The sequence below is a fragment of the Tropicimonas omnivorans genome, assembly GCF_031846565.1.
Lineage (GTDB): Bacteria > Pseudomonadota > Alphaproteobacteria > Rhodobacterales > Rhodobacteraceae > Tropicimonas_B > Tropicimonas_B omnivorans.
In genome coordinates, this window is record NZ_JAVRHL010000003.1 from 1,079,523 (window position 1) to 1,099,919 (window position 20,397).

The window sequence follows — 20,397 nt, forward strand, 5'->3', positions numbered from 1 at the left end:
AAGGACATACCATGCGCGCACTGACCTGGCACGGAAAGCACGATGTTCGGGTGGACACCGTTCCCGACCCCGAAATCGTCAACCCCCGCGACGCCATCATCGAAGTAACCTCGACCGCGATCTGCGGCTCGGATCTGCACCTTTATGACGGCGTGATACCCGGCATGCTCTCGGGCGACATCCTGGGCCATGAGTTCATGGGGCGCGTCGTCGATGTCGGCTCCAAGAGTACGCTGAAAAAGGGCCAGCGAGTGGTGGTGCCCTTTACGATCTCCTGCGGCAGCTGCTTTTTTTGCAAGAACACGCAATTTTCAGCCTGCGACAACACCAACCCGGTCGAGAAGCAGGACATCACCGAAGCGCTCTACGGCCATTCAGTGAGCTCCCTCTTCGGCTATTCGCATCTGACCGGCGGCTATCCGGGCGGGCAAGCCGAATACGTACGCGTCCCGTTCTCGGACGTCGGTCCCATCGTGATCCCCGACGGGCTGGAGGATGACGACGTGCTGTTCTTGTCGGATATCCTGCCCACCGGCTGGCAAGGGGCAGAGAACGCCGACATCAAGGAAGGCGACACAGTCGCCGTCTGGGGCTGCGGTCCCGTGGGCCTCTTCGCGGTGCAATCGGCGCTCGCCATGGGTGCGGCCCGCGTGATTGCGATCGACGAGTATCCCAACCGTCTGGCGCTCGCCAAGAAGCTCGGCGCAGAGGTGATCGACTTCAAGCAGACGAACGTGCTCGAAGCGCTGACGGAAATGTCGGGCGGCTTCGGTCCGGACGCGGTGATCGACGCGGTCGGCATGGAAAGCCACGGCTTCGCCCCCGACACGGTGATGGACAACATCAAGCAGAACGTCGGCATGGGGGCCGACAGCGCCCACGCGCTGCGCGAGGCGATCATGTGCGTGCGCAAGGGTGGCACAGTATCGATCCCCGGCGTCTACGGCGGCATGCTCGACAAGTTCCCATTGGGCGCGCTGATGGAGAAGGGCGTGCAGGTTCGCTCGGGCCAGACCCACGTGCAGCGCTACCTGCCCGATCTCCTGCGCCGCATCGGTGAGGGTGAGTTGGACACGCAGTACATGATCTCGCACCGACTACCGCTGGAACAGGCCGTCGAGGGCTACAAGAACTTCCGCTGGAACCAGAATGACTGGACCAAGGTCGTCCTGAAGCCCGGAACGCAGTTGAACTGATGGCCAGCGGGGAAACTGCCCTGATCACCGGCGCATCCTCGGGGATTGGGCGGGAGTTGGCCGCGCTGGCCGCCGAAGATGGCTGCCGGCTGATCCTGACTGCGCACGAGCCAGAGGTGAAGACAGTTGCCGATGCTCTGCGCGGTCGCGGCGTGGACGTGACGACGGTCGTCGCCGATCTTGCCACCGCCCGCGGCGTCGAAGAGCTGTGGGCGGCGGTCGGCAGCCAGCGTATCGACTACCTGCTTGCCAATGCGGGCCGCGGGCTCGGGGATGCTTTCCTAGACCAGTCGCTCGACCGGATCGAAGAGGTCATTCACCTGAACGTCACGGGCACAACGGCACTCGTTCACCGTGCGGCGCAGTCGATGCGCGACGCAGGCGGCGGCCGCATCCTGATCACCGGCTCGCTCGCCGGGAACATCCCCGGCAGCTACCAGGCGGTCTACAACGCGACGAAAGCCTACATCGATACCTTCGCCTACGGTATCCGCAACGAATTGAAGGACGCGGGCGTAACCGTGACCTGCCTGATGCCGGGCCCGGTCGAGACCGACTTCTTCCACCGCGCCGACATGGACGACACGCCGGTGGGCCAGAGCGACTCGAAGGCCGATGCCGAAAAGGTCGCCCGCGAAGGGTGGATGGCGGTGAAGGCCGGCAAGTCGGGCGTTTCGCCGACCTTCATGACCAAGCTGCAATCGGCGATGAGCGGCATCCTGCCCGATTCCGTGCTCGCCCGGCTTCACCGCGACATGGCTGAACCCGAGGAGAAGACCCATGGCTGATCGACTCGCCGTCGTCACCGGCGCCTCCACCGGCCTCGGGTATCAGCTCGCCCGACTGGCCGCACAGGACGGTCATGACCTGATCATCTGCGCCGACGAGGACGAGATCCACACCGCCGCCGACAAGTTGCGCTCCCTTGGCGCGCAGGTCGAAGCCACGGTCGTGGACCTGTCCAGCAAAGCAGGCGTCGATACGTTCTGGGCCGCCGTCGACGGCAGGCCCGTCGATCTCTTCTGCGCCAATGCGGGCCGCGCCTTGGGGCAGGCCTTCGCCGATCAGGACTGGCCGGACGTGAAGCGCCTGATCGACCTGAATATCCTGCAAACCACGACCGTCCTGCACCGCATCGGTCGGCAGATGCACGCGCGCGGGCAAGGCCGCATCCTCGTCACGGGCTCCATCGTCGGCTACGTTCCGGGCCCCTACGATGCGGTCTATGACGCGACAAAGGCGTACCTGAACAGCCTGTGCTACGCGTTGCAGGACGAGTGGGAGGGCAGCCCCGTCACCCTGACCTGCCTGATGCCGGGGCCAACCGAGACGCCGATCTTCCACCGAGAAGGGAACGACCTGGAGGATGCCCCCATCGCCGAACAGGATAAGGACGATCCCGTGAAGGTCGCCGAACGCGGCTACGCTGCGGCGATGGAAGGCCAGCGCGGGGTCGTGCCGGGCCTGCACAACCGGGCGATCACCGCGCTGACGGGACTGGTGCCGGAGACGATCCTCGCACGCATCCACCGCATGGCGGCGGAACCGCAATGACCAAGGCAATCGGAACCACATTGTGGGTGCTGGCCGACGGCTACATCCCCGGCGAAAGCACAGGAGAGCCGCCGGAGATGCTCAGCCACGAGGCGATCTGCGTTTTGAACACAAGCGACAAGGCTGCGGACCTGACCCTGACTCTCTACTTCGAGGACCGCGAGCCGGTCGGGCCATACGAGCTGACGGTCGAACCCCGGCGAACGCTACACCAGCGCTTCAACGATCTGCGGGACCCCGAAACCGTCCCGACCGGCATCGGCTATGCCTGCGTGATCGAGGCCAGCGGCCCCGTGGTCGTGCAGCAGACCCGACTGGATTCCCGACAAGCGGAGAATGCGCTGTTCAGCACGCTGGCCTATTCCGCCTGACGGTTCGGGACGGCAGCGCGTCCGTCGGATGGTGTTGCACCTTCGTCTGAGCCACGCTTGACGACCGTCACCGATCATCGTTTTCGGATCGTAGTCGCGGGGCATGTTTGGAAGACTGCCGGCCTCATGGGAATGGCACGCAGCCAGCGCGCATTCGTCGCTGCACGGTCTGGAACCACACCCGGCGACACTGTTTGTGACCTTACGAACAGGAGACCGATCATTACCTACTTCAGGACCTTGTCGGCAGCGGGTTTCGCAGCCACCGCGATCAGCTACGGTCCCGGCCGTATGGGGTTCGGACTGTTCGTACCGGAATTCCGATCCGCGTTCTCCATGTCCACCTCCGCCGTCGGTATCGTCTCCAGCCTCGGGTTCTTCGGCTTCTTCGTAGGCCTGCTCATCGCGCAGGCCATGCTGAACCGCCTGCGTCCCGAGTTTCCCGTCCTGGCCGGACTTTGCGCGGCGCTGGTGGGCCTGGTCATCGTTGCAGCCGCACCGAACGTCATCGTGCTGGCCTGCGGCGTCGCGATCGCCGCATCGAGCGCCGGCTTTGCGTGGACGCCCTTCAACGATGCCGTGCATCGCAAGATCAACGATATCGACCGGCCCACCGCGCTGTCCGAGATCAGTACCGGAACCAGTGTCGGCATCATGGGTGCCGGTGGGGCGGCGCTTCTGATGGTCCTGATGGGAGTGCCGTGGCGCCTGTGTTGGGCGGGCTTCGCGCTTCTGGCCGCGATTGCACTCGTTGCGAACTGGGCCGTGTTGAATCCCGTGGAACGCGATACAAGATCAGGTCCGAAGGAAGGCTGGCGCGCGGTCCTGCAGCCGTCGGCCATGCCGCTCTTCGCCGTGGCAAACGTGTTCGGCGTGACATCGGCGATCTATATCGCCTTCGCTGGCGACCACGTGCAAGAGGCAGGCGGAGTCCCGGGTCTGCCCGCACCGGCGGCACCCGCGCTCTTGTTCATACTCTACGGGTTTTTCGGGCTAGCGGGCTTCCTGACGAACCGCGCGCGACAGGCGGTCGGGCTGACGTGGCTGCTACGGGTCCTGTTGTTCATGACTGCCCTTTCCCTCGCGCTTACCGCGTTTGTGCCCGCGAACTGGGCGGGTCTCGTCGGCTCGGCTGGCTTGCAGGGGATGCATGTCATGATGACGAGCGCGGTGATCGCTTTCTGGTCGGAGAAACTCTTTCCCGAACTTCCCGCCCTCGGGTTCACTGCGGCCCTGCTTGGCACGGCCGTCGGGAGCGTCGTGGGACCGGCGGTGGCGGGGCTCGTGTCCAGCATGGCCGGGGCCGAGGTGATGTTCTACGGCGCGGCCGCGCTCGCTTTTGCAACCGGCCTATTGTTGCCCGCAAGTTGGATCAAGGAAAGCCCTGCCCGTTCAGACTGACGGGGGGGACACTACTTGCAGCAGGCGCAGCTTCTGGAAGCTGAGGGCTCAAGAGCGTCTACGAGGCCAAACAAACCATACGCAAAGGAGCGGTGCGCCGGGTGATAGAAAATAGGGGACCCAAATCGCGCTTCGCCGCGCCTTTCGACGACATCGCTTCAGGGGTAGGTCCCATCTGCCGCTTCCACAGGGAAAAGCACGTCAGGATGTGATTGCCTCCGATAGTTCCCTGGGGCTGATCGGCTTTATCAAGATCCTGAACGGGTGGTCTTGCTTGATGCGCTCGATGGTCGGAGGCTCGTTCGAGCCGGTAATGAAGATCAGCTTCGTCTCCGGCATCGCGTCATACACTTGCTGCGCGATATCGACGCCGTCGCGCTTGCCACCGAGCCTGACGTCCATCAGGACGTATTGCGGTTTGGCCTTCTCGATGACGGCGAATGCCTCATCGGCGGCATGGGCCATCCCGAGGACGCTTGCACCGAACTCCTCGCACATCCCGCGAAGATCTTCGGCGATCAGAAAGTCGTCTTCAACGATTACGATCGTCGCTCTACTCATATCGGTCCAATTGGTTAATATCCCTGGGCATAGTGACTTCAACATACATGCCATCCCTGTCCCAAGTCTGCAAATCGGCCTTGAGCTGGGACACCATGCTGCGGATGATGAGACTGCCCGTTCCTCCGGAATCTATCGTCCATGCCCCGCCAGCCCCGTCGTCGGAGACGCTGAGCGCCAAGCAGTCCGGACGCTCCTCGTAGCGGACGACGATCGTGCCCGGACCATCCCCGAAAGCGTGCTTGATCGAATTCGTGACCAGTTCGTTCACGAGTAGCCCCATGGAGATGGCGACCTCGATATGGGCGCGCCCCGGATCGGCCTCTATTTCCAAAGCGATATCGCGGCGTTCGAGGCCATGACTGGCGGCAAGGCCCCGGCAAAGGTCCGTCAGGAAGGCTTCCACCTCGACTTCGGAGGGGGTTGGCGCGGAGATCAGCAATTGATGAACCACACCGAGGGCGGCGATCCGGTCCGAAATCGACTGAAAGGCGGTCGAGAGATGCGGATCGTCCACCTTCCGCGCCTCGATGCGCAACATTGCGTTGATCTGCTGAAGGTTGTTCTTCACCCGATGGTAAAGTTCCTTGAGCAGTAGCGCCCGCTCCGCGCTTGTGCTTTCCAGGTCGCGCATTAGACGGGCCCGGGACCGATCGGCCCGGTTCTCGAGATATCCATTGCGCAGGACCGCGCCGGAGGCGAGCGCCGTCATCGCAATCGCCAACACACTAAGCCGGAAATTCGCGTTGAAAATTCCTGCATCCGTGAGTTGCAGTGCCACGAAGCACAAGGCGACCGGTGCCAAGGCCACCAGCGGAAACAGGCGCCGCGCGCCGAGACTGCCCGGCTCCGACCCGATAAGGATTCCGATCCACGTTTGCCTCGGCGCGACGAGCAGAAGCCCGATGAAGAGCAGGAGAAACAGAAGCGCGGTGTGCAGGGCCATGGCTGTGAAGACGAACACGCCATACAGCGCTCGCGTGTCGAAGGCATAGCCGACCAACGCGACCATTGCCGCGAGAAGTCCCAGGGTGGCCGGCCATTGAAACGCGCGCGGATTGGACGAATTACTCCATGCCAGCGCGCCGAGGCTGTAGGATGCGAGAATGACGCACGCCGCTGTGGCGAATGCCATGCCGTCGCCCGATGGAAGGGATGATACGAAGAAGTCGTCGATTCCGCCCCGATTGCTTGCAACCCGCACAACCAGGTCGACCGCCGCGATGGCACCCGCCAGGATAGCACAGATCGTCTGGACCAGGCGGCCGTCCATCCTCGTCTGCATGAAGACCCCGGCGGAAAGCAGCATGAAGCATATGGTGGTGCTGGGAACCATGGCCGCAAAGTCCGGCCGGATGCGCCGGAGAAAATCGATACCCGCTCCCCAGCCCAAGACGAGGACGGCCGCGCTCACGGCCGCCACGACCAGCGACATTCGCCTCGACCACGCCGAAATATCCGAGGAACGATCGACGGTTCCGGTGTTCGATCGTTTCATCATGGCCTCCCGCGGCTTCGAGTTTCCTGCATCGGACGCTTAGCCGAAGACCAGAGCACGGCAAGTTGGAGCCTGTCCATTCCACGCCCCAAGAACGCAGGTCGCGCCGCAGACCTACGTGTCTGCGATCATGCCTGCCGGACGCACAGGCACGCAAGCGCACCCTGCTTCACCGTGATCGGGAGCTCGCTTTGACCCCGCATAGCGTGAAATCGTTCGCCGTGATGCCTGGCTACTGCGGCGAAGCCTGTTCCGCGGGCCGCGCTGCTGCAATCAGGACTGCTTCAAACGGCGGGATTGGGCCGGGAGCGACGGTCTGGCAGCTGCCGCCAGCTGCCCAAATCGCTGCGTTGCCGCATGTCCGCACCGAGCCCTTCCGCGACATTCGATTTTGAACTCGACTTTTGCGCCACCGAAAGAAACCATTCGGAGCTCGGGCCGTTGGACTGTGCCTCGTCGTTGTCGGCGCGGTGGCCAAGGCGTAGGCTCATCTGATGACAACACACGCTCCCCTCGTCGTGGGTATCGGCGCCTCGGCCGGCGGCATTCCGGCACTCGAAGGCTTCTTCCGACACCTTCCCGAAGACAGCGGGATGGCGTTCATCATCGTGACACATCTCAGCCCCGAACGGCCGAGCCAGCTGCACGAGGTTGTCGGGCGCTATACGTCGAACCCCGTCAGCGTGGCCGAGGACGGCGCCGAGGTGCGGCCGAACAATGTCTACGTCATGCCCGAGGGCATGATCCTCACCATGGCGGATGGTCGCCTGCGGCTGAGGCCTGAAGATCCAATTCACCGGGAACGCAAACCGATCGACGTGTTCTTCGCCTCAATGGCCGAAGACCAGGGCGAGAATGCCGTCGGTATCGTGATGTCGGGCGGGGACGGCGACGGCACCCTTGGTGTGAAGGCCATCAAGGAGCGCGGCGGAATCACCATGGCGCAGACCGGCGATGGATCGGGCCCGCGCAATCCCGAGATGCCTCATAGCGCGATTGCCAGTGGCTTGATCGACTTTGCCGAGCCGGTGGAGCGGATGCCCGAGAAGCTGGTCCGGCTTCGCGCCGACATCGACGCCTTCGTGGGTCTCGCCGACGGCGAGAAGGACAGACGGCGCATTGACGAGGCGCGGCAGCTGCAAGGCGACATCGCGCGCCTTCTGCGCAGTCATACAGGTCACGATTTTTCCGGCTACAAGGACAAGACGTTCATGCGCCGTGTAGAACGACGCATGAAGGTGGTTCAGTTGACCACGGTCGATGCCTACCTGCAGCGGCTGAAGGACCACCCGGGCGAGGTCATGGCACTGTTCCGTGACCTGCTGATCAATGTGACCAACTTCTTCCGCGACTCCGATGCCTTCGCCACACTCAAAAGTCAGGTGATTCCGAATCTTTTCGTCGGGCGCGGCGCGGACGAGACAATCCGGCTCTGGGTGCCGGGCTGCGCTACGGGAGAAGAGGTCTATTCGCTCGGTATCCTGATGCGCGAGGAGATGGACGGACTGGATGTTGTCCCTAAGGTGCAGATCTTCGCGACCGACATCGACGACGAGGCACTCGGTGCTGCCCGCGCAGGGCGCTACCCGGAGGCGCTTCTTGCGGGTGTCGCACCGGAAAGGCTCAAACGGTTCTTTCGCCGCGACGGAGCAAGCCTCGTTGTCAGCAAGGAAGTGCGCGAGATGTGCATCTTCTCACCGCACAGCGTGATCTCGGACCCGCCATTCTCGCGGATGGACCTGGTGTCCTGCCGCAACCTGCTGATATATTTCGGCGGAGAGCTTCAGGACCGGGTGATCCCGACATTCCATTACGCACTGAAGCCGGGCGGGTACCTGTTCCTCGGCACATCCGAGGGCGTCAGTCGCCACGGCGATCTGTTTGCCCCCCTTGATAAGCAACACCGCATTTTCCAGAGCCGGGATCATGGCGGCCCGCGGCGGTTGCCGATGACGCTGGACGCGTCCGCCTCCCGAACCCGGCAAGACGTGGCGGAACGCCCGTCGGACGCGACGGGTGTCCAACTTCGTCAACAGGTCGAAACGCAGGTGCTCGAGCGGCATGCGCCCGCCCATGTCGTGATCACCCATGAGGGCGACGCGCTCTACTTCTCGGCGAACACCGGCCGCTATCTGGAGATGCCGCGCGGCGCACCCAACCGTCACATCTTTGATCTCGCTCGGCGCGAGTTCCGGGCGGATCTGCGCGCGGCGCTGCGCGAGACGATGGAGACGGGAAGACCAGCCGCCCGGCATGTTCTGATGCTCGACCGGGACGGAGCGACCGGCAACATGATCGGCATGTCGATCGAGCCGCTGGACGGCCCCACGGGCAATGAAACCCTATTTCTGGTGCTCTTCAACCCGCTCGGTAAGTGGCGGCAGTCAGGTACCGATGAAGGTGCGGAGGCCGAAGCGCACGAGGCAGAGGCGGCATTGGAGCGCGAGCTGCGCGACGTTCGCGAGCGCCTTCAGTCCACAGTAGAGGAATACGAGACCGCGCTCGAGGAGGTGAAATCGTCGAACGAAGAGCTGGTTTCGGTCAACGAGGAGGCGCAATCGACCAACGAGGAACTCGAAGCGTCGCGTGAGGAGATGCAGTCCCTCAACGAGGAACTCTCGACGATCAACGCCGAGCTCGAGAGAAGCGTCGACCGCCTCGACAGCGCCAACACGGACCTCAAGAATCTCTACGCCGCGACGCGTATCGCGACGGTGTTCCTCGACCGCGACCTCGTGATCCGCAACTTCACCCCTGCCGCCGGAGCGTTCTTCAACATCCGGGACTCCGACATCGGCCGCCCATTGATGGATCTTGCCGGTGCGTTGCAATACCCGGATCTCGAGGCCGAGGTCCGGAAGGTCTTCCGCTCGGACAATCTTCTGGAAAGGCGGCTGGCCCCGGACGATGACGGGCTGCACATCCTGGTCCGGCTGGTGCCCTACCGCAACCGTGACGACGGCATCGACGGGGTGGTCATCACCCTCGTCGACATCTCCTCGCTCGCGCAGGCTGAAGAGCAGCAAAAGGTGCTGATCTCCGAGCTGAACCACCGGGTCAAGAACATGCTGTCCGTGGTGATCAGCATCGCCAACGCCACGCGGAAAACCTCGTCCAGCATGGATGAGTTCGGCGAGCGGCTGATCGGTCGACTGCACGGCATGTCGCGAGCCTACTCGCTCCTCTCCCGGTCCGACTGGACGAAGGTGGCAATCGGGGACCTTGTTCGCGCCGAGGCGGAGGCCTTTGGCGCCGATCGCATCTCCGCTGACGGACCCGAGATCGCGTTGACGCCACAACAAGCGCTTTCCCTCGGCATGGTCGTGCATGAAATGGCAACCAACGCCGCGAAATACGGCGCGCTGTCGAGCGATGACGGTCGGGTAGACGTCGTCTGGCAGGCCGACGGCGACCGACTTCGCTTGAAATGGGTGGAAAAGGATGGGCCCGAAGTGCATTCGCCGAAACGAAAGGGATTCGGGCTTGCTCTCATCGAAGGGCAGATCAGATCGCAGATGGATGGCGACGCTGAGATCAGCTTTCCGCCCGCAGGATTTATGCTGGAGCTGAGTTTCCGGATCGAACGCTAAGGTGCAGGTTATGAGCAGCAGCGAAACAAGCGCAGAGCAGCGGACAATCATGATTGTCGAGGACGATTGGCTGATCGCCGACGATCTGGCGCATACCGTCAAGGACATCGGATATCGCGCCTTGGGTCCGGCGCATTCCGTTTCCGCGGCGCTCGACATCCTTGGTAAGGGCGAAGTCGATGCGGCACTCCTCGACGTGAACCTTCGCGGCGAGACGTCTTATCCAGTCGCAGATGCCATGGCTGAACAAGGCATCCCGTTCGCGTTTCTCAGCGGCTACACGACCGATCAGCTAAAGCCGGGGTTTCAGGACCGCCCTCTGCTATCGAAGCCGCTAAATCCCGGCGCGCTTCGGGATCGGTTGAGCCTGATGCTGCGGGAGTAAGTCTCGTTCAGGACAATCGCTGTGAGGACCCGCTCGCTTTTTGGGATGGCAGCTTCGTCCGTACGGCTGACCTTCGACGGTCGCGCGGATTTGCAAGCGCAGCGAACGGCAGGTTCGACGGGCCGCACTGCAGCCTCCTGATCCAAGGCTGAATGTCCGCAATGGGCCGATAGCGACGACGGACGCGGCCGACGTGGTCGGCACCGGCCGCTGCGCCGCCGCGTGACCGCTTCGAGCCCTTTTCGATCAGTGCTGCGGTCTAACAGAAGTGACGCGAAGCGCGCATTGCTGCCAATGCCTATAGGAGGGATGACCCATGACCGCCGCTCAGCCATTGCATGGTAACTGCCGGTGCATGGCGCGCCGCGCCTAGGTATTGCCCAGCTATAGGTCCGTGCTACGGCAATCGCTTACGAAGCTTGTGAGATAAATACGGAGTTTACCCGCCATGCCACTACGGTTCTCCGAGGAGGGACCGGAGTTCCCCTCGTCGTTGGTCGATGCCTTGCTGAGAGGCGAGGTCGTCTTCCTGTGCGGAGCCGGGATCAGCGCCCCCCAGCTACCTGGTTTTAAGGCCCTTGTTGATAATTGCTACGAGGAGTTGAACCTCGATAAGGACCGCTCCGAGCATCTGTCGTATGAGACGGGCACGTTCGAAGAGGTGCTAGGATCTCTCAGCCGTCGCATCGTCGATCCCGATGAGCTGATCCGAACGGTCAGCGACTTGGTCAAGCTGCCGGAAACCCCAGACCTCACGCGCCACCGAACGATCCTGCGTCTCTCCCGCGACCTCGAGAACCGGCCCACCATAGTCACAACAAATTTCGATACGCTGATTGAGCATGCCTGGCTTCTGGAGGATGTGCCGGCGGAGACCGTCGCGAGATCAAGTTCCGCAGGCCAAGCGCTACCACTGCCCGGCAGTTCCGGCTTCCAAGGCATCATCCACATCCACGGCCGTATCGGTGACCCGGTGATCGGCGTCGATCAATCAGCTCTTGTAATGACCAGCGCCGACTATGGCGACGCCTATATGCGGTCTGGTTGGGTTTCGCGGTTCCTATTCGACCTGTGCCGCTGCAAGACCGTGGTCCTTATCGGATACAGCGCCAACGACGCGCCGGTGCGATACTTTCTAAATGTGCTGGAGGCAGACCGAACGCGCTTCCCTGACCTTCGCACCGTCTACGCACTCGACGCGATCAGGGACAATGAAGAGGACACGACAGCTCGTTGGGCGGCCTTGGCTGTCGAGGCGCTGCCCTACCATCCCGTGACCGATCCTGACGGCCAGCCGCAGTCGCATACTGCCCTGTGGCGCGACCTTGCCTCTCTTGCTGACCTCATAGAGACGCCCAAGGCGACGCGACGCCGCTGGACTTCAGACCTTCTAGCCAAACCACATGCTTCAGCAACTCAAGCCGAACTTGACTGGATTGCATGGCTCTTCACAGGACGACGCGACCTATTCGACCTCGTTATCAACGTCGTTCGGGACAGCGCCTGGCTAGACTTCTTCGCCGAGCGGAAGCTGTGGACCGATCAAGATGCTGATTGGGTCTCTGCGGCATGGGCGGGAAAGGATCTTCGTAGCAAGGGCCGCTTCGCAGCTGCGCTCATGTGGAACGCCAAGCTTGGCGGGGATTTCCGTGAGCAGTTAGCCCTCAAACTAGGCCAAGTGCAAGATTTGCCCGACCCTTGGTACTTGGCTTGGCGCCTCATGGCGACTAGCAAGCCTCAAAGGTTTGATTGGGATGAAAGGTCCTACGCCGTACAGCGAGAACTCGCGAGCGCCCCAGTGCTGTATACCGATCTGCAAAAGGCGGTGCGTCTACTATCGCCCAACCTCGTGCTCGAGCCGAACCGAAGCGAACTCTACGGCTCGCCTGCTCCAGACACACCCGAGCGTCTAAGCGATCTCGCCTGGGTAAGGCTGACCCTTCCCGACCGCGGCGGCGCGGTCGCGTTGCTCGACGCGCTGCTTAGGCAGCCCCAGCCTCTGGTGCTCATAGAGTTGGCAACTGCGGCGCTGCGTGATGCGATAGGCTTGGGAATTGATGCCGGCATGGTCACCGCCGACTTTGACCGAATCGACGCTGGCGTCCCCTCCATAGAGGCCCATTCTCAGAACGAGCATCGGGGCGGAGTCGTCTTCCTCACCGAGCTGCTGGCGCGCCTCCTTCCAACTGTCTTGGCTAGCGATGTCAAAGTGGCCCGGCGTCATGCCGAGGAATGGCAGAGCATGCCAGGGCGCGTCGGCCTCCGCCTCTGGATGCACGCGCTTCGAGATCGGAGCCTCTACCATTCAACTGACGCCATTGAGGGGCTGCTTGATCTGTCGCTCGATGATTTCTGGAGGACACACCGCGAGTTGGCGCTTGCCGTTCGAGATCGCGCTGGCAACGCCGATCAAGAGGTTGTCGCGGCCCTAGAGCATCGCATACGTACCGAAGCACGTCTGCACTACCAGCGCTACGAAATTGAGGACGGACAGCCCGACTGGCGCGACTATGCGCGAGACCAAGAGGTCTGGTTCCGCCTTAACATGCTGGCAGATGCGGGAGTCTTGTCGGGCGAGGGTGCCGACGAGCTCGCTGCCATCATTGCGCGCCATCTTCACCTTGACCGAGAGGTAGCCGACCGCGACTTCTTCAAGAGCTACTCGTCCGGTGTGCGGCGCGTCGTAGGAGACGCCACCGTCATAGCCGAAGCTCCTGACAACGATCGGCTTCGTGTCGCTCAAGAGTCCCTAACCAGCCACGTTATCGAGAAGCAGCAGGGTTGGCATGCCTTCTGCCAGTCCAACCCCGACGGGGCCCTCGAGATCCTGAACGACGCGCCCTTGGACGAGGTCAACGCTCCCCTCTGGTCCAAGCTGGCCAGCGTTTTGGCTCATGGAAGCGGTCTGGCTGATGAGCACCGACAAACCCTCACCCTTTCGATCTTCCGAACGTTGGACGCAGCCGACAATCAATTCCTGGTCCGCATTATTCCAAGCCTAGCAGACCTGTACTGGTCGACGCCCCGCCGAGCTGACAACGCAATTTCTGCATGGTGGCCTAAGCTATTCCAAGCGGCGGTCGCGCTCGACTGCACCGAGGTCGAAGAGGACCGCGACATCGTCTATAGGGCGCTCAACTCGCCAACCGGAAGGCTGACGGATGCAATGCTCGTTGAACTGGATGAACAGCGAAAGGCAGGAGGCACCGCTTCTCAAGCCCTGATCGGCAATCTTACTACCGTCGTAAGCGCCCCGGGTTACTCTGGCATTCTCGCCAAGACGAGCCTCGTGCAAAATCTAAACTTCACCCTTTCATTCAACGTTACAGAGGTTAACGAGAGCCTCGTAGTGGCATTAGGTGAGGATGGCTGGGAAGCGCACGCTCTCCGTAAAGTTCTCGTCAGCCATAGCCGACTCTCACCGTTAGCAATGCGGATGTTTGGGCAATCAATTGTGAAGGGCGCAGCGTCTATGGACTCTGACGAAGGCGCCTACTGGGCTGCGCTCAACCTTCTCTCGCCTGTCTTGGACGTCGTGAGGCGTGGCGAAGAGGCTGAGATTTCAGGTATTGGCGCGAAAGATGTCGCAGCGGGCCTGAGAGAAGGCTCGCTGGCTTTGCGCGAGGGAGCAGTGGAGGTCATGGCCGGTTGGATTGAGCAGGCGGAGGAAGGTGCTGGAGCGTCGTGGCGGACTGCCATATGCCCGCTTATGGCGCGCGTGTGGCCTCGTGAGCGGCGCTTTAAGCACCCGAGACTTAGCCGCAAGTTCGCAAACCTTGCCGTGGCGGCCGGCGCCGCTTTTCCAGAAGCACTCATCTTCCTTAAACCCTACATCACGCCGCTTGAGGGCTACAGCGGTACGTATGAGATCAACGCATCCACAGCACCGGATGACTATCCCGCTGAGACCCTGACGCTACTCTGGATACTGCTAGGACCTGATAGCCAAGCCACGTCCCACGATGTCCCGAAACTCCTCGATCGCCTGATTTCTGCCGACCCCAAACTGGAGAGGGATAGGCGACTGCAGTGGTTGGAGCAGCGATACATTCGCTACCAATAAATGGTGATCTCGTCGACGCGATACGCACGTTGCTGCCATTCAAGCGCATGCAGCGAAAGCTTTCTTTGTCAGCATAGCGGTCATCCAAGCGTTCGATTTGCTGCACGTAGCTGACGGCGTCCGCTTCGGGGAAGCTGCACCGCAGCGTTCCGGCAAGAGGCGAACGGCAGCTCAGGGCCGGCAGCGACGCCGCGCGAGGGACGGACAGGCGCTCGCCCCTGCGGAGCAGCGAACGGCGGGAAGGAGCCCTCAACAGACGTCGATCAAGCGCTAAGCGGCACCTCGGCCGGGTTGGCGGCTGAAAAGAAGAAGCAGCCCAAAGGCAATCATACCGCCCCCTGATGCTCGCTGAAACCAATGGAGCTTCGTTGAGGCGAAGGCCGCCGCAAAACGTCCAGCTGTCGCATAGATCAGGATAGCAACGGCTTCGAGTGCAATGAAGGTGGCGCCAAGAAGCGCGTAGCTCGCCCAGTAGTGCGAGGTATCGATGAATTGGGGGAAGAAGGCCGCGAAGATCAGGATCGCTTTGGGATTACTGACGGCCACAAGGGCTTCGCCACGAAACGCTTTCTGAAGCGTCGGCTTCATGGCTTCGGCGTCCCAATCTGTCTTTCCCGGCGCAGTTTTTAGTAGCCTGATGCCTAGCCAGACGAGGTACGCAGCGCCGATGATCTTAACCGTGTTGAAGAGCAGTGCCGAGGCCGACAGCAGGAGGCCGAGGCCCAGAGCACTCGCCGTAATCATTGGAACAAAGATAGCCAGACGGGCAAAGCTTGCCGTAAACGCAAAAAGGACCCCCTTTTGCGCCCCGTGGGTCATGGCGAGAAGGTTATTTGGACCAAACGCAAGGTTCAGCGCAAAGCACGCGGGCAGAAATAGGAGCAGATCAGGCACGGCAGAACTATCCTCATTTTTCCCAACGGTATAAGTGATCGCAGCTCAGAGTGCAAAGGCACGGCCTCGGGCCGATGACTAAACGGCGGCTTCGTCCTTCCTGCCGACCTTCAGCCTCCGAAAATGCTGCGCGATGCACGAATGGCCGGTCTGGTGAAGCTGCACCGCGGCGATCGGCCAGAGACTGAAGGGCAGGTAAGTGCCGATCACGACAGGTGAGCCCATGCTACAACTGCGCAGCCTTCTATAGGCAACTCTTTTACTCCGAGCTTGAACCCGACCTTCGCTGCGGTGCGATCGTGATAGGATGGGTCGTCGTGTCTGGCAAATTCCTCGCTCCTGCAAAGATTGACTGGAAAGGTGTTTCTGTCTCACCACGAGGCGATGGAAACGTTGGCACCCTATGTTACAGGGGCTGAAGATCGAGCGGATCAGCCGGCCATGCATGCGTTCAACTGATCGTGCCTGTACCGCCGTCACGCCTTCGGCTAAGGGCGGTTCATCAAACGCTATCTGACCTTTCTGCTGATCTTTGTGCTCTTTCCTTGGGGTGCTTTCTTGAACGCAGCAGAGGTCGTTGCGACGGTGGAACAGCAGCGTCTGGCAACAAGTGACTATGCCCAGACCTCGATTCAGCTTGAGAGTGACCAAGCGGCTCAGCCTCGCACGACCAGCGTTAAGGGGGCATCGCGCCGTCACTGCCGCATTGCGGTGCTCTCCGGATGCGCTCATGCAGCCGCAGCTCTGCCCGATGAGGCCATAGAAATTGAGCCGCGCCCCCGCCCTCGGCTTGCTGCATTCCACACCTCGATAGGGACGGGGCTGAGTATTACTCCGCCACTGTCGCCTCATCGCCTCTTCTGACCGGCCGTCCGGTGCTTCGCGCACCGTAACCTTCCGTTATCAGATAGGACTTCTCTCGTGATCAATCGACGCACGCTCCTCGCTCTCGCGGGCGCGGCAGGCCTTACGGCCTGCGCACGCCGTGAGCCCATGCCCATGACCGCCCCGAAGCCGCCGCCGCCTCCTCCCCCGCTGCCCGCGTTCTACGACGCGGTAAGCGGTGAGCCCTTTCCTGTGCCCGCTATTCCGCCCGATAGTGTCGAACCTCGCTATTGGAGGCAGGACGTTCCCAATCCCTAGCCTAACCGCGCGCGTGGGACGATCATAGTGGATCCCGACGCTGCTCTTCTATACTTAGTGGAGTCCCCCGAAACGGCTACGCGCTATGGCGTCAGCGTCGGAGCAGTCGGGTTCGAGTGGCAGGGCACCGCGCGTCTCCAATTTACTCGCTCATGGCCACGCTGGAAAGTGCCGGAAGTCATGGCTGAGCGCTCGCCAGAACTTCGCCCATTTACCGTCGCGAACGGTGGGATGGACCCTGGCCCCGGCAACCCCCTCGGCGCTCGCGCGCTCTATCTATTCCAGAATGGCGAAGACACGCTATATCGCATTCATGGAGACGGGCGCCCCTGGGAGCTCGGCCAGTCGGTGTCATCTGGCTGCATCCGCATGCTGAACCAAGACGTAATAGACCTCGAGGCGCGTTCCGTTCACGGAAGCGACGTGATCGTGCTTCCCTCGATTAAACCGGCGGGACTGCAGGCGCTTTACTAACGAACTAGGCGTTCTCCTGCTCCCTCCTGGCTTGAACAGCGAGGGGGCAGACCAGTTCGTCGGTAGAGTTTCATGGCTTAGTTGAACTCACGCCCAGGGCGCCTCGATATCGATCACTGCCTGCCGAAACGCAGGCGGCAGGACGATTCCATCGATGGCAACAGCAGCCACATGCCGTAGGCCTTGGCTATCTCCTCAACCAGAACGGGCTGGTTGTCGAAAATGTCGAAAGTGAAATGCCCGCTCTTCAGCGTCAGCACGTGGCGTTTCATCACGGTTGCGTCGAGGCAAGTTTGGCAAGCTGATTGATCCGGGGCGGTTCAAATCGCTCTACTGTCCAAATTGACATCGTCGTCGCAGCGCTCCTTGCTGGACAACTAATTTCCGGTGGCACATTCTTTGTGCCCATGTCGAGACAGCCTCCTCTGAGTTGGTTCAAGACCGCCTGACATCTTTCATTTTACAACATGCCTTCTGTCTTTGAGTGAAGCGGTCGTCTGCATGACAGCGTCGAACGGCAGCCTCATCCCGCACTGCCGACCTTCACCCACCGTATGATGCTGCACTCTCACACGACAGTCAGCTTTGGAGGCATTACACTGCAGCGAGCGAGGGCATAGCGAAGGTCCGGTTAGGGCCGAGACCGGTCAGCCGCTGCGCCTGGCGTGAAGGTCGGCAATGGGCCGAACGTTGTCACGTGGTTTCAAAGATTCTGGAAGAGCCAGCCAAGCATAGCGTATGCCGTCATCGGATCTTGGACACGCACTTTCACCTCGCCGCCAGACGTGAGCTCGGCACTATGAAAAGTTTGCACAAGTTCGTCGAGATTGAGCCCCAATTCTGAGATGGCAGGACGTCGAAAATACCATAGAACCCAGGACTTGTTGAGCACGGCGGCAAAGTACCACCGGCCATCTCTAACAAAGCGGAGTTCTCGATCGATATAGCCATGGCCACCAAACTGCGGCGAAAGCTCCTTAGGTAGATTGGCTCGTGCAAAAAGTTGGTAGACAGTGCGGGCGGCAGCTGAAGTGTTCCCCGCAACTTGCCTTGCCAACTCCTGTTCATCGATGGCCATAGAGTATCTCCGCTTATAGGCGGATCTTGCTTCGTCGATACGAGTTTGGCAACCGATCAGAAGACACGGGCGGCGGTGCAAATGCCGGCCGATGTGTGGACGTCTTGTTCTGCACAGCAGCGCTGCAGCAATGAGCCCAATGCGAACGGCAGCTAAGGGCCTGGAGCGACGACCACACTGCCCGACCAAGCGGTGGCTCTCGCCGCGCCGCCGCAGGCCTCCTTTGAGCCCACCTTGCCGGATGCTGTGGCGTGATCGAATGACAGTTTCGAAGAACTTCGTTCAGTGAGTTTTGCAGGCGTAACGTCTAGTTTCTCAACTGAAACCTGTCTCGAAACTGCGCCATGCCGCTGTTGGAAAAACGGATGACGCGTGTGCCGGCTTTGCGTTTGGCCCAGCCGCGGGCATAGAGCTGTTCAAGCATCGCCGCGCCGAGACCGCCACCCAGATGGAAGCGCCGCTCGGACCAGTCGAGACAGGCGCGGCAAACCGGGCGGCGCGCGCGGCGCAAGGTGGGCAGGTCGATGCCGAACCGCTCAAAGCACGTCGCGCCGTCGTCGGTCAGTGTGAGATCCTCATCCTCTTCGAGGATTGCGCCGCGTTCGATCAATGTCCGGAGCAGCCCCACGGCAAGCCCCCCGGCGAGGTGGTCGTAGCAGACCCGCGCCTCGCGTAGCGCCGGTTCTTTCGGTCCAGTTCGTGTGCGCGTCTGCCCCGATGCGGCGGCAACGCCCATCATCGCCTCCAGCATCCGGCCGACCTCATCGCCCGCCAAGGCGACAAAGCGGTGGCGACCCTGCTTGCGTCGTACCAGAAGCCCCGCCTCCTCCATCTTCGTCAGATGGCCCGAGACGGTCTGTGCCGTTACCCCCGCCTCACGTGCCAGTTCACCCGCCGTCAGCGCGCCCCCATCCATCAGCGCCGTCAGCATGGCGGCGCGGGCGGGATCTCCGACGAGGGCGGCGATCGGGGCGATATCGGGTCCGTGGCGCATGACGGGTCTCCATTCTGGGTCGGGTCCATCCTTACACGATACGGAACGTCGATGCTTCGGCCCGGACCGAAACATCGGCCTCGGACGAACGGCTACAAGAGCCCCGAACAGAACCGGAGGCCCCATGACGATCACCTGCTGCATCCGCTACCGCATCGACCCCTTCCAGCGCGACGCCTTTGCCGAATACGCGCGCAACTGGCTGACCATCATCCCGGCCTGCGGGGGCGACCTGCACGGCTACTGGCTGCCGCACGAAGGGACGAACGACATCGCCCTTGCGATGATCTCGTTTCCCTCGCTTGCCGAGTACGAATCCTACCGCACGCGGCTCCGTGCGGACGAAGGCGGCGCAGACAACTTCCGCATGGCACAGGAGAAGCGGTTCATCCTGTCGGAAGAACGCACGTTCCTGGAGCCGGTCGTCCTACAGGAGGCGTCATGATCGCGGTCATCTTCGAGGTCGAACCAGCAGAAGGCCGGCGAGGTGATTACCTCGAAATCGCCGCCGATCTGCGGCCGCTGCTCGACGAGATCGACGGTTTCATCTCGATCGAGCGGTACCAGTCTCTCGCAGACCCCGACCGCATCCTGTCGCTGTCCTTCTGGCGGGACGAGGCCGCGATCCTCGCATGGCGGCAGCTCGAGACACACCGGGCGGCGCAAAGTGCAGGACGCACGGACATCTTCCGCGATTACCGCCTGCGGGTCGCCGAAGTGCTGCGCGACTACGGCATGACGGCGCGCGATCAAGCTCCGAAGGACTCGCGTGCTCATCATGATGCCGGACAGGACGCGGTGTGATGGGCGACGGCCTTCCGGCGCTGCTGACGGCCTGATCAGCCTTCGCCGCAGCCGTCATCTCGCAGGGACCGAACATGGTGGCCGTCGCCTCGCGCGCGCTTTGACCTGGCCGGGCCTCTGCGCTCGCGACAGCGGCCGGGATTGCCGCCGGGCTCGGCGCGTTGTTCGACGCGGTGCCCCGTGCTGAACGGATACACCGCGCTCGGCATACTTGTCGCCGAGCCCGTGGAATAAGTGCGTCCGGGGAAAGGGGAAGTCGGCGGTTCACGCCCTTTGCGCAACAAAGACACTGCGGATGAGTGAAATACCTTCTGAACTAGGTTCGGAGCATCCGGTGCGGCTGAGGGTACGGAAATTGGCGTGTTTACCGATCCGCCCGGCAATCAGTCGA

General features: G+C 61.9%; 18 protein-coding genes. 11 read left to right on the forward strand and 7 right to left on the reverse strand.

Annotated elements, in window-relative coordinates; all coding sequences use genetic code 11:
- The first annotated feature begins 11 nt into the window (after window positions 1–11).
- The 5 genes from RM543_RS15800 to RM543_RS15820 all read left to right on the forward strand — a co-directional run bounded on the left by RM543_RS15800 (window position 12) and on the right by RM543_RS15820 (window position 4,522).
- Complete coding sequence (locus RM543_RS15800) at window positions 12–1,196, forward strand: zinc-dependent alcohol dehydrogenase (protein WP_311693297.1); 1,185 nt, start codon at window positions 12–14, stop codon at window positions 1,194–1,196.
- A complete protein-coding gene (locus tag RM543_RS15805; protein ID WP_311693300.1) occupies window positions 1,196–1,984 on the forward strand; it encodes an SDR family NAD(P)-dependent oxidoreductase in 789 nt (262 codons plus the stop codon). The genes RM543_RS15800 and RM543_RS15805 overlap by 1 nt, the downstream gene beginning before the upstream one ends.
- Window positions 1,977–2,750: an SDR family NAD(P)-dependent oxidoreductase gene (locus tag RM543_RS15810; protein ID WP_311693302.1), complete on the forward strand. Its 774-nt coding sequence runs from the start codon at window positions 1,977–1,979 to the stop codon at window positions 2,748–2,750. Before RM543_RS15805 ends, RM543_RS15810 begins: the two co-directional genes overlap by 8 nt.
- Window positions 2,747–3,121 (forward strand): sensory rhodopsin transducer, encoded by a 375-nt coding sequence (locus RM543_RS15815; RefSeq protein WP_311693304.1) that lies wholly within the window; start codon window positions 2,747–2,749, stop codon window positions 3,119–3,121. The genes RM543_RS15810 and RM543_RS15815 overlap by 4 nt, the downstream gene beginning before the upstream one ends.
- A gap of 132 nt (window positions 3,122–3,253) precedes the next feature.
- On the forward strand, window positions 3,254–4,522 hold the full coding sequence (locus RM543_RS15820; RefSeq protein ID WP_311693306.1) for an MFS transporter: 1,269 nt from the start codon (window positions 3,254–3,256) through the stop codon (window positions 4,520–4,522).
- A 201-nt stretch (window positions 4,523–4,723) separates the two neighbouring features.
- Here RM543_RS15820 and RM543_RS15825 read toward each other — a convergent pair whose 3' ends face one another.
- Both RM543_RS15825 and RM543_RS15830 read right to left on the reverse strand, forming a co-directional pair.
- Window positions 4,724–5,083, reverse strand: coding sequence for a response regulator (locus tag RM543_RS15825; protein WP_311693309.1), 360 nt, complete (start codon window positions 5,081–5,083; stop codon window positions 4,724–4,726).
- Window positions 5,076–6,581 carry a sensor histidine kinase gene (locus RM543_RS15830; RefSeq protein ID WP_311693311.1) on the reverse strand — a complete coding sequence of 502 codons (1,506 nt, stop codon included), beginning with the start codon at window positions 6,579–6,581 and terminating at the stop codon, window positions 5,076–5,078. Before RM543_RS15830 ends, RM543_RS15825 begins: the two co-directional genes overlap by 8 nt.
- Before the next feature lie 518 nt (window positions 6,582–7,099).
- Between RM543_RS15830 and RM543_RS15835 the strand changes: the two genes are divergently transcribed.
- The 3 genes from RM543_RS15835 (at window position 7,100) to RM543_RS15845 (ending at window position 14,619) form a co-directional block, all read left to right on the forward strand.
- Window positions 7,100–10,171: a CheR family methyltransferase gene (locus tag RM543_RS15835; protein ID WP_311693313.1), complete on the forward strand. Its 3,072-nt coding sequence runs from the start codon at window positions 7,100–7,102 to the stop codon at window positions 10,169–10,171.
- A gap of 10 nt (window positions 10,172–10,181) precedes the next feature.
- Window positions 10,182–10,556, forward strand: a complete 375-nt coding sequence (locus RM543_RS15840) for a response regulator (protein ID WP_311693315.1) — start codon at window positions 10,182–10,184, stop codon at window positions 10,554–10,556.
- 448 nt (window positions 10,557–11,004) lie between these two features.
- Window positions 11,005–14,619, forward strand: a complete 3,615-nt coding sequence (locus RM543_RS15845; RefSeq protein ID WP_311693317.1) for an SIR2 family protein — start codon at window positions 11,005–11,007, stop codon at window positions 14,617–14,619.
- A 270-nt stretch (window positions 14,620–14,889) separates the two neighbouring features.
- Here the strand turns inward: RM543_RS15845 and RM543_RS15850 are convergent, their stop codons facing one another.
- Together RM543_RS15850 and RM543_RS15855 are read right to left on the reverse strand one after the other, a co-directional pair.
- Complete coding sequence (locus RM543_RS15850) at window positions 14,890–15,513, reverse strand: LysE family translocator (protein WP_311693319.1); 624 nt, start codon at window positions 15,511–15,513, stop codon at window positions 14,890–14,892.
- 78 nt (window positions 15,514–15,591) lie between these two features.
- The gene (locus RM543_RS15855) at window positions 15,592–15,738 is read right to left on the reverse strand and encodes a hypothetical protein (protein WP_311693321.1); all 147 of its coding nucleotides are present in this window, start codon (window positions 15,736–15,738) and stop codon (window positions 15,592–15,594) included.
- Window positions 15,739–16,683: 945 nt separating this feature from the next.
- On the opposite strand from RM543_RS15855, the gene RM543_RS15860 reads away from it, so the two are divergent.
- The gene (locus RM543_RS15860; RefSeq protein ID WP_311693323.1) at window positions 16,684–17,130 is read left to right on the forward strand and encodes a L,D-transpeptidase; all 447 of its coding nucleotides are present in this window, start codon (window positions 16,684–16,686) and stop codon (window positions 17,128–17,130) included.
- A 113-nt stretch (window positions 17,131–17,243) separates the two neighbouring features.
- Here RM543_RS15860 and RM543_RS15865 read toward each other — a convergent pair whose 3' ends face one another.
- The 3 genes from RM543_RS15865 to RM543_RS15875 form a co-directional block, all read right to left on the reverse strand.
- Window positions 17,244–17,390, reverse strand: a complete 147-nt coding sequence (locus tag RM543_RS15865; protein ID WP_311693325.1) for a hypothetical protein — start codon at window positions 17,388–17,390, stop codon at window positions 17,244–17,246.
- 443 nt (window positions 17,391–17,833) lie between these two features.
- Window positions 17,834–18,208, reverse strand: a complete 375-nt coding sequence (locus RM543_RS15870; protein ID WP_311693327.1) for a hypothetical protein — start codon at window positions 18,206–18,208, stop codon at window positions 17,834–17,836.
- A gap of 307 nt (window positions 18,209–18,515) precedes the next feature.
- Window positions 18,516–19,328, reverse strand: a complete 813-nt coding sequence (locus RM543_RS15875; protein ID WP_311693329.1) for an ArsR/SmtB family transcription factor — start codon at window positions 19,326–19,328, stop codon at window positions 18,516–18,518.
- Between RM543_RS15875 and RM543_RS15880 the strand changes: the two genes are divergently transcribed.
- Together RM543_RS15880 and RM543_RS15885 are read left to right on the forward strand one after the other, a co-directional pair.
- A complete protein-coding gene (locus tag RM543_RS15880) occupies window positions 19,327–19,647 on the forward strand; it encodes an NIPSNAP family protein (RefSeq protein WP_311693331.1) in 321 nt (106 codons plus the stop codon). The two genes, RM543_RS15875 and RM543_RS15880, sit on opposite strands and share 2 nt — an antisense overlap.
- Window positions 19,644–20,006 carry an antibiotic biosynthesis monooxygenase family protein gene (locus RM543_RS15885; RefSeq protein WP_311693333.1) on the forward strand — a complete coding sequence of 121 codons (363 nt, stop codon included), beginning with the start codon at window positions 19,644–19,646 and terminating at the stop codon, window positions 20,004–20,006. Before RM543_RS15880 ends, RM543_RS15885 begins: the two co-directional genes overlap by 4 nt.
- Window positions 20,007–20,397: the final 391 nt, after the last annotated feature.